Origin of the sequence: [Chlorobium] sp. 445 (assembly GCA_002763895.1) — a bacterium.
Classification (GTDB): domain Bacteria; phylum Bacteroidota; class Chlorobiia; order Chlorobiales; family Thermochlorobacteraceae; genus Thermochlorobacter.
This window is the reverse complement of sequence record NSLH01000081.1, coordinates 21210-32500: the sequence shown is the minus strand read 5'-3', so window position 1 is coordinate 32500 and position 11291 is coordinate 21210. Positions and strand designations below refer to the sequence as shown.

The window sequence follows — 11291 nt, the reverse complement described above, 5'->3', positions numbered from 1 at the left end:
ACCTCGTAGCGATGTTTGAAGACCGCATGGTAGACGAACGACAATTTCTGGTCGAGATTCAAAACTATGTAACAGAACTCAATACCTACATGAAACTCAAAAACTAAGCTGTATTCTCTACACCACGACGAATGCATACTTTCACAAACATATCTACTGGTCGCTAATCTTAGTAGTCAATATCTGAAGGGAAAAGTGAAGTGAAATCTACGCCAGATGAACTTGGTAAAGTAAAGGAGATATTTGCGCTAATCATCAAGCCTGAAAAGTTGATGTTGCGGAAGGGGCGCATCTGATCTTCAAGCGTAAGGGCAATTTCATCATCGCCTCTGAACTTAATGCTGCCAGAGATAGGTGAAGAAGCAAGTTTATAGCCTGCGCGGATAGAAAAGAGAAGGTCAGGATTGAGCATAAATTCCAACGTGGCATCAAGGCGACCGCTAAACATGCCAACATTAAAGTTCTCGAGTTGTCCGTCATTGTTGCTTGCGCCTGAAATCGTCAGGAAGTCTGCGCCAGCAAATGCGCCTAAGCTGAGATTAATCCAACTGAACCAAAACTTTTTCTGAAGCCCGAGGTGAATGTTCCAAAAAAATGGAGCAGTGGCATTTTGCGGTTCGGCAAGCGGGAAGAGAATCCCACCATCTACGACAGCAAAGAGTTGTGTGATGCCAGTCCAGCGTGCCAGATTGAGCGCAATTCCTGCATCAACGCCAATCGCAGCTGTAACATCTTCATTGAAGGCAAAAATGTTGCCAAAAGCACCTGGAAGATTGAACAAAAGATTGTTATAGGTGCGTCTATCTGCAGGAATTGCTGTTCTGGGAATGCTGAGCGTCGTAAAGCGTGGAGAGATGCGAATATCAACAGGCAAGCGCGGACGCTCTACAAGCAAACTGCCACGATCAACACCAGCACGAATGTAGCCATAAAAAAGTGAAGATTGATTGTCGTCTGTACGATTATCGGCGACTTGCGATACACGGTAGAAACCAACGTCTTTAGTGAGCACACCGCCTTGACCATCATCAAAAAAGTCTACTGCATTGAAGCCATCGTCTAAGCCGATGCCTTCTCGCGTGCCAAGCCCTGCTGTGGCAAACTGTCCTTCTAAGCTACGAATTTCTGCTGAGAGCCTGAACTCGGGCAACTCTCGCATGGCTAAGGCTTCAGCTTGCACCCAACCACCCACAGCCTTCAGACGAGCATAGGTTTTCCCATCCACAGAGCGGCGCTTCAAGTTGTAGGTTTCATTGGGATTTGCACTAGCACTCCCACTTTTGGGTTCGGAAAGTGAGGTGAGCAGCACTGCCGAAGCGTCTTTGCCATCTGCAGAGACAATAATGCGATACCAGAGAATATATCCCTTGATCTCCACAACGAAGTTGTCGGCAACTGTCTGTTCCGTGTAGTCTGTAATGACGGGCAAATAAATGAAGGCAGAGTTATAGACTTTCTTGATATCTTCGGCGGTCAGACCAGAGGCTTTCATCTTATCGACGGCAGCACGGGCAAGGTCTTCTTCTTTGAGATTGCCCTGAGCACGCAAGGCGGCAACGGCTTTAACAACCTCAAAATTTTGGGTACAACCGTTTGCTTCAGCGCAGAACCAATGCTTTCAGGACTAAGGTCAGTTTGATTGGCTTTTTGGCGAAACTCTTTAACCGTATTTTCAGAGATTACATTAAAGTCAAAGCGGGGCAGTTCCAAATAAGCTTTGAGACGGTTTTGAACAATACCTAAGTCAACAGAAAGTCCGGGCTTGACTAGCACTGTCCCTAACGATGTGATCGACTTGCGTTCATATTTTCGAGTTTGTGCATAAAGAGGAGAACCAATTAACCAAAGAAAAAATACAACGCTCCAGAAAACGATAAGGGCGCCATGAAAAGAGACTGCAAGATGCATTTCTCGACCTATTTTGTTTGTTTCAGGTTTTTTCGACAATTGCGAAGTTAGACGATTAGTCTGAGAGTGCAAAGTTGTCTTTGATAGCCAATGCAAATGGGTCATGTCGACACACATGCCATAAAGAAGATATCGGAGAATGCCTATCTTGCTTGAGCATGCAAGTGTGCAAGCAACGTTTTTGTAACACCTTTCACAACAGATACCTTTCTCAAGAGATAATGATTTTTCTCAATCCGGCGATTCTCTTAGGCTTGGTAGCGGCAAGTGTGCCAATACTCTTGCATCTGCTCAACTTGAGACGACGCAAACAAATTGAATTCAGCTCACTTGAGCTGCTCAAACAAATTGAGCAAAGTGCAGTACAAAAGTTTAAGATTCGCCAGTGGCTGCTCTTGCTGATTCGCAGTCTTGTGATTTTTTTTCTTGTTGCCTCATTTTCCAAGCCCGTCATTCCGGGCTACCTTGCAGGCTCAGACTTTGCATCGCACACCAAGACCAGTGCCGTAATCGTGCTGGATAACTCGGCATCAATGGGCTATAACGACCGACTTGCCGCAGACCAATGGAAACAAGCTAAGACTGCGGCGCTGCGGATTCTAGAAAACTTTGCCGAGCAAGACGAAATTTTTCTTGCAATTGGCAAGGTCTCACCACAGCTGCTAAGCCTTGCAGAAGCTAAACGGCAAATTGCGCAAGCGCAACTTTCCGCACAACCCTTCTACGCTGAAGGCACGCTGCTTGAAGCTATTGCGGCGCTGACGCGTGCAAAACACTTCAACCGTGAACTTTATCTCATCTCAGACTTTCAGCCGCATGACTTTCTGCAGCGCGATTCATCAATAAGTTATCAATACGACTTTGAGTTCAAGTTCTATGCAGTAAATGTGGCGCCAAAAGACAAGAAAAAATGTGGCACTCACGCATGTAGATGTGCTGACCAAAATTTTTGAGCCTGCAAAACCTGTGCGTCTGGAGGCGACGGCAAAACTGTTTGGAGAAACTGTAACGCGCTCAACAATTGTCTCGCTGCGCTTTTCTGACAAACTTGCAGCTGAGACCTTGCTTGAAGTGCAAGCACAGACACCAAGCACAGTAACGCTGGCAGCGACGCCAACACAAAGCGGCTTTATCGCTGGTGAACTTTCTATTGAGAGTGATAATCTTGAGTGGGATAACCGCCGATATTTTACCTTCTACATTCCTGACAAACTGCGGCTCTTGCTCTCATACAGCGATGAACGCGATACGCAGTACTTGCGTCTTGCGCTCGAGAGTTTTCAGAACAAAGACTTTTTCGAGCTGGTCTTCATCCCTGAAGTAGCTTTAGATGCACAAGATTTTTCAAAGTATGACGCACTCATACTCTGCGGCATTGGTACACTGTCAGCATCGGCAATCTCGCGCATTGAGAGTTTCGTGCGACAAGGTGGCGGGCTTATTTTCTTTGCGCGTCCTAATCAGGCAAACTTCGGTATGCTTAACCAGCTTTTCTCGACACTTGAAGCCAGCACGCTAGCCCCGCTCTCAAGCGTGAGCAGCACGGCACCACTCTCAATTGAAAAAATCGAGTATCGACATCCGCTCTTTGATGGCATCTTTCAAAGTGAATTTGCTCGTCGCAAAGCGGCAATGTCATCGGTCGAGGAACCGATTCTGCTTTTTTCTGCCACTGAACTGCTGAGAACACCAAAAAGTGAAATCGTCATGAGCTCGGCAACAGACAAAGCGTTTATTGCCACACACAGACACGGCTTGGGTACTGCAATAGTCTTTGCCACACTCCCGAAACCTGAACACACGACGCTGGTGCTTCAGCCGCTGTTTGCACCGCTGATGTTTCGCACGGTGCTCTACTCGAGTGCAAAAGCTAAAAGTCGTAACTATCAATTCATGTGTGGCGAGCAAAGCGAAGTGAGTTTGCCACTCTCACTCACTAGCCCAGCAAGCCTGGTGGTGCGCAAACCAAGCGGCAAGTTAATGTTCGTGCAAACACAAATGCGCAGCGGCGACTTGCGTCTTGTGCTCGAGCCTGCGCTCTTCAATGAAATCGGTATTTACGATGTGCTCGCACAAAATGCACTGGATACAACACTCGTGATGAAACTTGCTCTTAATTTGCCAGAAGCAGAATCTGAGACCGCATCGCTCTCGCCTGAACGCATCTTGCGCTTTGCCAACCTCTTTTCATTGCCTGAAAAAGATTTCTTTTATGTGCCAGCAGCAGAACAAATAGAAAAAGTCGATGAAGCAATTGCAAGCTCGCGATATGGGCTTGGCATCTGGAAATACCTTGTGGTACTTGCCGTACTTGGACTCTTGGCTGAAAGCATTTTGGGCAGACGTGATGTCGTTGTAGCTCAAACTTGAACAGCACACAAACCTTATCATTGAATCTGCCGTGTTATATTTCGGTTAGCTATCAACGAAAAAACTCAATCAACTCTAACACAGCTCTTCTGCTATGCGACAAGTCTCTTTGTTATTTTCCATCGTGTTTTTCTTTGCTGCGCTGGCTCTGGCGCAAAGCGATTCCACATTTATCCGAGAGAATTATCAAAAAGCGGAATATCAAATTCCGATGCGCGATGGAGTAAAACTCTTCACAATTGTCTATACGCCTAAAGATGCCGCACCAAACAAAACTTATCCCATCTTGATGCAACGCACCTGTTACAGCGTTGCGCCCTACGGTCCTAGCGCTTATCCAAATGAACTTGGTCCTTCGCCGATTATGATGCGTGAGAAATACATTTTTGTCTATCAAGATGTGCGCGGGCGATACATGTCAGAAGGGAAATGGACAAATGTTACACCGCATATTCCTGAAAAGAAATCTAACACGGATATTGATGAATCTACGGATGCATACGATACCATTGAGTGGCTACTGAAAAACATTGCCCATCACAACGGACGCGTGGGAATCTGGGGCATTTCGTATCCCGGCTTCTACACGATTGCAAGTGCGCTATGCAATCATCCTGCACTGAAAGCCGTTTCACCGCAAGCCCCTGTCTCCGACTTCTTCTACGACGATTTTCATCATCATGGTGCTTTCACGCTGCAATACTTTCTGACTTACCCGCTGTTTGGGATTCAGACGCCGCAACCCACAACAGAAGATTGGTGGGCAAGCAAAATGATCGCTGCACCTGCGTCACAAGATGGCTATAAGTTCTATCTCAACTTAGGCTCACTCAAAAATGGCGATAAATTCTACAGCGATAATTTCTTCTGGAAAGAGACCGTAGAGCATCCCAACTACGACGAGTTTTGGCAAAAACGCAACATTATTCAGCACCTGAAAGATGTCAAGCCGGCGGTGCTCACTGTTGGTGGCTGGTTTGATGCTGAAGACCTTTACGGACCGCTCACAGTCTACAAAACCATTGAAAAATATAATCCGAACACATTCAACATTTTGACAATGGGACCTTTCGGACATGGCAGATGGGCACGTGAGACAGGGCATACGTTGCACGGAGACATTTATTTTGGCGATAGCCTTGCAACATTTTACCAGCGAGAAATTGAAGCAAAGTTTTTCCGGCACTTCCTCAAAGAGCAAGGCGACGGCACAGTAGACTTACCCGAAGCCTATCTCTTCGACACAGGCAAAAAAGAGTACCGTAAGTTTGAAAAATGGCCTGTGCCAACTGCAAAGAAAAGTGCGCTTTATTTTCAGAGTGGGGGCAAGCTATCCTTCACAGCGCCAAGCGAAGCAAAAGCATTTTCCGAATATGTCAGCGACCCCAACAAACCTGTGCCATCAAGTGAAGTAGAAGCCGAAATGTTTGGCTTTACACCTTTCTTGTACATGTCAGAAGATCAGCGCTTTGCATCGTCGCGTCCCGATGTGCTGGTGTTTCAAACCGATGTGTTAGAAAAAGATATCACACTGGGTGGAGAATTGACGGCGCGACTTTTTGTGAGCACCACAGGTAGCGACGCCGACTTCTTTGTCAAACTCATTGATGTCTATCCTGATACAGCACAAAATCATCCTTACTTACCTAACAAGCGTGTCTTGATGAGTGGCTACGAGCAACTGGTGCGCAGTGAAGTAATGCGTGCACGTTTCCGCAACAGTTTTGAGAAACCTCAGCCAATGAAACCCAATCAAGTCACAGAAATTTCGTTTCGCTTGCAAGATGTCCTGCATACCTTCAAGAAAGGGCATCGCATTATGATTCATGTGCAAAGCACAGCATTTCCGCTCTTCGATCGCAATCCGCAGAAGTATGTGCCGAACATTTACAAAGCTGATGAAAAAGACTTTATCAAAGCCACACATCGGCTCTTTCACGATAGGAAAAATCAAAGCCGCTTGGAAGTAGAAATTATTGATTGACGCGCTCAAGTGCTATTTTTGCAAATTCCCAAAAGAGAATGCGGAAGCCAAAAGCCTCCGCATTTTCTATTTGTAGACTATTTGCCAAAGATGCAGGATATGTCCTGAGCAAGATGACTGCCTGATGTAATGCGGTCGATAAAACGCATAGAAAAGCAATGCTGAAAGTCAACGAGATCTTTTTTTCTATTCAAGGGGAGTCGTCGCAGATGGGCTTGCCGTGCGTGTTTGTGCGTCTGACGGAGTGCGACCTGCGCTGCACGTATTGCGACACAGAATACGCTTTCTATGAGGGCGAAGAGCGCACTGTGCAGAGCATTATTGAGCAGGTGTCAGCTTATGGTTGCAACTTGGTTGAAATTACGGGCGGTGAGCCGCTCTTACAGCCAGAGGTCTACGACCTGATGACGCGCCTATGCGATTTAGGCTTTTCGGTTATGCTGGAAACATCAGGGCACATTTTGGTTGATAAGGTCGATAAGCGTGTCAAAAAAATCATTGATATGAAGACGCCCTCATCAGGGATGCTCAAAAAGAATGACTACCGCAATCTTGAGATTGCACTGCCGACAGATGAGATTAAGTTTGTTATTGGCTCTCGGCTCGATTATGACTGGGCAAAGCGCGTGATAGAAGAATATCGGTTGACAGAGAAACTCACGGTGTTAATGTCGGTAGTTTTTGGTGAGCTGGCACCGCAAACCCTTGCCGAATGGATTTTAGCTGACAAATTGAAAGTGCGGTTTCAATTGCAGATGCACAAATACATCTGGAGTCCAGAGACGCGCGGCGTATGAGGGGAGGATAACATGCAGTTTGGCAAGCCATTCAATACACATCATGTTTGAAGAAAGGTTTGAGAGATTTATGGAACTGGCGCTGCGTGAGGCAGAAAAAGCCTTTGAGTGCAATGAAGTGCCGGTTGGTGCTGTTGTGCTGGATTCAAATGGCGCAGTGATAGGCAAAGGCTATAATCAAGTCGAGCGTCTTAGAGATGCAACTGCACATGCAGAGATGATTGCGCTGACGGCTGCAATGGCAGCACTCAATTCCAAGTACTTGCAAGATTGTACGCTGGTGGTAACCTTAGAACCATGTCCGATGTGTGCAGGTGCAATTGTCCTCGCAAAAGTCGGGCGCTTGTCTTTGGCAGTTACGATGGAAAATGGGGCGCATGCGGCACGGTCTTCAACCTAACGGAATCAAAAAAGCTCAATCATCAGGCAAAAGTGATTGGCGGCGTATTGGAGGAAAAGTGCACGGCGCTGCTCAAATCATTTTTTGTAGCCATGCGCCAGAGACAGAACAATCCAAATGGAGTGGAGAAGTAACTTGAATCGTTGCAATACATGCTCTTGAGCATTGCAGCTATAGAACCACACAAATCATATCCTCTTTTTCTACGACTTCGATCTTGACCAAATCTGCAATTGGGCATGGACCGCTCACACAAACCCCTGTTTCGGGATTAAACATCGCAAAGTGTTCTCGGCAGACAATGTAGCGTTTGTCGCTGTTGAATGCGGACTGATGCCCGAAGACAATAGGCTCATAGGCGTGAGGGCACAGGTTGATATAGGCATAAATTTTACCTTGATAACGGATGATGAACCCTTCAACCGACTCACCATTTCTCGAATAATGAAAAAGCTTAGACATGCCGTCGGCAAGGTCACTGGATTTCATCAAGGTGTGAAATGCTTGGCTTTGGGCTTCCATATAGGCCATGTCAGGTGCTTGCATTGGAAGGGCAACCTTTACTTGCAAAAACAAATGTAGTTCAATATAAAAAGTTTTCTTAAATTCTTTTTTACTAATCGCTCAAAGAATCTTGCGCTAACATCAAGTATTTGCATTATGGCTGAGAAAACTGCTTTCAAGAACCTAACAGAAGGAGACGCTGTAGAAACAGCGCGTCAGAAACTCAACGAAAAGGTTACAGAGTATTACGAAAAACTCGCTCAGACGCCACAGTTTCAAAATGTTAAGGAAGCGACAGACTCTGTCGTGGAATATGTGGAAAAACACCCAGTGCAATCGGCACTGATTGCCTTGGGCATTGGGTTTGTCTTAGGCTTACTTGTCAGTCGCAACAGTGATTAGGTGAACGGCATCTGGTGTCTGACAGAAAACGCCCGCCAGCGCAAAGCACACGTCCGCCACGTCTGACAGATGTGATTGCTGATGCGATTGAGAGCAGTTATCGCGATATTTCTGCGATCATTTCGGCTAAGATTGATCTTGCCAAGTTAGACCTTGCAGAAATTATTGCAGGAGTCGCCGCATCGCTGCTGGTGGCTATTATTGCCTTGATTAGCACTGCCTACCTGATGATTGCCGTGGCGTTGCTGATTGGCGAATGGCTCGGCAAACCCTCACTTGGATTTTTAACGCTGGGAATTCTGACGGGGCTGATAGCAGTTTATTTCGTTAAAGTGTCACCGAACACACTAAAAAATTTTTTCTGGAAACTCATTTCCGAAAAGCTTGATGAACTTGAGCAGCAAAGACCCCACGAGGAAGTATGAGCAAGAACTTTAGTGATGAGGTGATGGCGCGCCGCGCAAGATTGGAACGCATGATTGCCGTACGCGAAGAGGCTATAACACAGCGCCTAAAGTCGCTCAAGGAAGAGCTTGACGCGCGCTTGGACATAGGAGCAATTGTGCAGCGTAATGCTCTACCTATTGCAGGGATTGCACTCGGCGTGGGAGTAATGTTAGGTCGTATCATGGCGCCCCGCCGCTCTGCGCGGCATGAAAGCGTGCCGATGCTGCCGCCACAGATGGCAACGCCAAGCAAACCGGCACACTCGCCCACATTTTTTACTCAACTTGTTCGCACAGTGCTTAACACCGCAAAATCTCTTGCGCTCAATTACGCTGCTGATTTTGCAACACGAAAACTGCAAGACTGGCTTAGCGCCGCAATGACACAGAATGCACAGTCGAACTCAGAATCACAAAACCGCACCAAATCTTAAAATGCCCGACCAAAACCGTCTCACGCTCAAAGAAACTTACCTAGAAAATTCACAAAATGCCTACACGGTGGCATTCGCACCTGATAGCAAACGTTTTGCAGCAGCAGGAGGCTTGCGAGCTGTGTTCGTCTACGACCCTAATGTGCCCAAGGCAGTTGGCGGACTTGCTGATCACAAACAGTCTGTGTATGCACTACTCTTTTCAAAAAGCGGAAAGTATTTCATCACGACTGGGCGCGATGGCATGATTATGGTCTATGATGCCGAAAAATTCGACAAAATAGTAACGCTGCTCTGCCCGCAAGTCGGCATGAATTTTCTCTCTGTGACACGCTACGCTGATGGAAGAATTGGCAGAACATTTGTTGCAAGTGCAGATACGGTGAGAGAACTCAACTCAGGTGATGAGATTTACAACGCAGTCGAGTACATTCTCTATGAGTTCAACAAAACACCTGAAAAAACAACGCAAAGTGCACAGATAGTCCGAAATGCCATAGAAACCGCTGGACTCACAATGCCTACTGATGCAACGGTAACGATGGGCGGTAATCAACTTTTGCCACACTATGCGCTCGCGATGAGCCCCGATGAATCTACGCTCTATGTGGGCGGCAGTCATGGTGCACTGAAAATCTACAATACATCGGATTGGTCACTAAAGCGTGTGCTGCCTTTACATCAAGGCAACATTCGTACCGTAGCCGTCTCACCAGACGGGAAACTTGTAGCAACAGGCAGCAGCGATAGACTTGTGAAAATTCTCGACGCAGAGACACTCGAGACATTGCACACGATTGAAGGACATGGTGATTCTGTGTTTGCTGTGGCATTTTCGCCTGATGGAACGCTGTTTTCAACAGGCTGCAAAGATGCACGCTTGCGCATTTGGAATGTCTCTGGTAAATCAATCAAACCTAAAGTAAAAATTCTAGCGCATACCTTTTCTATTAAAGGGATGTCGTTTATTAGCGGTGGTAAAGAAATGCTGACGGTCAGTCAAGATAAGACCATCAAAAATTTGGGACATTGAAAAAGTCAGTTGCGTGGAGACCATTGACAGGCTCTATGGTGGACACACCTTTACGATAAACACTGTTGCAGTCTCGCCTGATGAACATTACGCCGTAACGGGGAGTGATGACAAAACGGTGAAGCTCTGGACACTGCGAGCAAGGTAGTACGGCAATGTTGCACAAGACGTGAAACTTTTATACGTTACGTACATTGGTCAGTAGCAAAAACATCACGCAGTGCAAAAACTTTTGCTAACAAACTTTTGCCAATAAAACGCTTAATTCGAACTATGCCAAAATTAGAGATTAACGGTGCATCGTTTGATGCCGTTGTAGATGAGTCCTTACTTGGTGCAGCACGCCGTCATAAAGCCCACATTGGGTATGTATGCGGTGGACATGGATTGTGCCAAACCTGCGAAGTGATAATAGAAAGTGGAATGGAAGCGCTTTCACCGATGAATGATGTTGAAAAAGCATGGCTGACGGCTGAGAAGCAACAAAAAGGGCATCGTCTGGCTTGCCAAGTTCAGATTGTGAAAAATATGCCGATTAAACTCACGACTCGTGCCGAGAAAGCGCGCCGCCTGTTCAACAATGCGTTTGTGGCAAAGAAAGAAACCCTTCCACCGACCTCGCACCCGCAAGGACATGTTGGTGAGTTCTTCACCTTTTTAGGCATGGAAACACTTGCCCATGTGGCTGGTGCTCCGATGGCATTAGGGAATGCGATTGGACGAATTATTGACGGACGCCTAACGCTCAATTCTATTAACGATGCCGTGAGTGCATGGAGTGAGCGTGCTCCTGAAATTGGAGAGATTATTAACAAAACAATTAACGGGCTACCTGATGCGGTTGCGCCTGTTGCTAATGCCATAGCTGATGTTACAAAAGGCGTGATTGACGCTGCAACAAACATTATCAAGAGTGCAACGGGTGGCGGTGCGGCAGAGGGTGCTGCTAAAGACGGTGTTAAGCCTGTACCAATCAAAGTCGAAAAAGCCTGATGGCATGCAACGTCGGTGAG

General features: G+C 46.6%; 14 protein-coding genes and 1 pseudogene (1 of these 15 only partly in view). 12 read left to right on the top strand and 3 right to left on the bottom strand.

Going from position 1 to position 11291, the window contains the following annotated elements; translation table 11 throughout:
• A protein-coding gene (locus CMR00_13045; protein PIO46933.1) for a hypothetical protein crosses the window boundary here: on the top strand, nt 1–107 show its end. The gene continues 115 nt to the left of window position 1, outside the view; 107 of the gene's 222 nt are visible here — the last part of the coding sequence; its start codon lies beyond the left edge, outside the window; its stop codon occupies nt 105–107.
• A 62-nt stretch (nt 108–169) separates the two neighbouring features.
• Here the strand turns inward: CMR00_13045 and CMR00_13040 are convergent, their stop codons facing one another.
• Together CMR00_13040 and CMR00_13035 are read right to left on the bottom strand one after the other, a co-directional pair.
• On the bottom strand, nt 170–1492 hold the full coding sequence (locus CMR00_13040) for a hypothetical protein (GenBank protein ID PIO46932.1): 1323 nt from the start codon (nt 1490–1492) through the stop codon (nt 170–172).
• Nucleotides 1489–1908, bottom strand: a complete 420-nt coding sequence (locus CMR00_13035) for a hypothetical protein (protein PIO46931.1) — start codon at nt 1906–1908, stop codon at nt 1489–1491. Before CMR00_13035 ends, CMR00_13040 begins: the two co-directional genes overlap by 4 nt.
• A 158-nt stretch (nt 1909–2066) precedes the next feature.
• On the opposite strand from CMR00_13035, the gene CMR00_13030 reads away from it, so the two are divergent.
• The 5 genes and pseudogenes from CMR00_13030 to CMR00_13010 all read left to right on the top strand — a co-directional run bounded on the left by CMR00_13030 (nt 2067) and on the right by CMR00_13010 (nt 7593).
• Nucleotides 2067–2861: a hypothetical protein gene (locus CMR00_13030; GenBank protein ID PIO46930.1), complete on the top strand. Its 795-nt coding sequence runs from the start codon at nt 2067–2069 to the stop codon at nt 2859–2861.
• Nucleotides 2794–4278, top strand: a complete 1485-nt coding sequence (locus tag CMR00_13025; GenBank protein PIO46929.1) for a hypothetical protein — start codon at nt 2794–2796, stop codon at nt 4276–4278. Before CMR00_13030 ends, CMR00_13025 begins: the two co-directional genes overlap by 68 nt.
• 94 nt (nt 4279–4372) lie before the next feature.
• Nucleotides 4373–6262: an X-Pro dipeptidyl-peptidase gene (locus tag CMR00_13020; GenBank protein PIO46928.1), complete on the top strand. Its 1890-nt coding sequence runs from the start codon at nt 4373–4375 to the stop codon at nt 6260–6262.
• A 158-nt stretch (nt 6263–6420) separates the two neighbouring features.
• The gene (locus tag CMR00_13015) at nt 6421–7059 is read left to right on the top strand and encodes a 7-carboxy-7-deazaguanine synthase (protein PIO46927.1); all 639 of its coding nucleotides are present in this window, start codon (nt 6421–6423) and stop codon (nt 7057–7059) included.
• Nucleotides 7060–7102: 43 nt separating this feature from the next.
• Nucleotides 7103–7593 (top strand): annotated as a pseudogene (locus CMR00_13010) (tRNA-specific adenosine deaminase).
• A gap of 37 nt (nt 7594–7630) precedes the next feature.
• On the opposite strand, the gene CMR00_13005 reads toward CMR00_13010, so the two are convergent.
• Nucleotides 7631–8005: a (2Fe-2S)-binding protein gene (locus tag CMR00_13005; protein ID PIO46926.1), complete on the bottom strand. Its 375-nt coding sequence runs from the start codon at nt 8003–8005 to the stop codon at nt 7631–7633.
• A gap of 114 nt (nt 8006–8119) precedes the next feature.
• Between CMR00_13005 and CMR00_13000 the strand changes: the two genes are divergently transcribed.
• The 6 genes from CMR00_13000 to CMR00_12975 all read left to right on the top strand — a co-directional run bounded on the left by CMR00_13000 (nt 8120) and on the right by CMR00_12975 (nt 11271).
• The gene (locus CMR00_13000) at nt 8120–8365 is read left to right on the top strand and encodes a hypothetical protein (GenBank protein ID PIO46925.1); all 246 of its coding nucleotides are present in this window, start codon (nt 8120–8122) and stop codon (nt 8363–8365) included.
• A gap of 14 nt (nt 8366–8379) precedes the next feature.
• Complete coding sequence (locus CMR00_12995; protein PIO46924.1) at nt 8380–8790, top strand: hypothetical protein; 411 nt, start codon at nt 8380–8382, stop codon at nt 8788–8790.
• Nucleotides 8787–9245: a hypothetical protein gene (locus CMR00_12990; protein PIO46923.1), complete on the top strand. Its 459-nt coding sequence runs from the start codon at nt 8787–8789 to the stop codon at nt 9243–9245. The genes CMR00_12995 and CMR00_12990 overlap by 4 nt, the downstream gene beginning before the upstream one ends.
• Nucleotides 9202–10278 carry a hypothetical protein gene (locus tag CMR00_12985; protein PIO46922.1) on the top strand — a complete coding sequence of 359 codons (1077 nt, stop codon included), beginning with the start codon at nt 9202–9204 and terminating at the stop codon, nt 10276–10278. The genes CMR00_12990 and CMR00_12985 overlap by 44 nt, the downstream gene beginning before the upstream one ends.
• Nucleotides 10250–10426: a hypothetical protein gene (locus tag CMR00_12980; protein ID PIO46921.1), complete on the top strand. Its 177-nt coding sequence runs from the start codon at nt 10250–10252 to the stop codon at nt 10424–10426. The genes CMR00_12985 and CMR00_12980 overlap by 29 nt, the downstream gene beginning before the upstream one ends.
• Nucleotides 10427–10551: 125 nt before the next feature.
• The gene (locus CMR00_12975) at nt 10552–11271 is read left to right on the top strand and encodes a hypothetical protein (GenBank protein ID PIO46920.1); all 720 of its coding nucleotides are present in this window, start codon (nt 10552–10554) and stop codon (nt 11269–11271) included.
• The last annotated feature ends 20 nt before the right edge of the window (nt 11272–11291 follow it).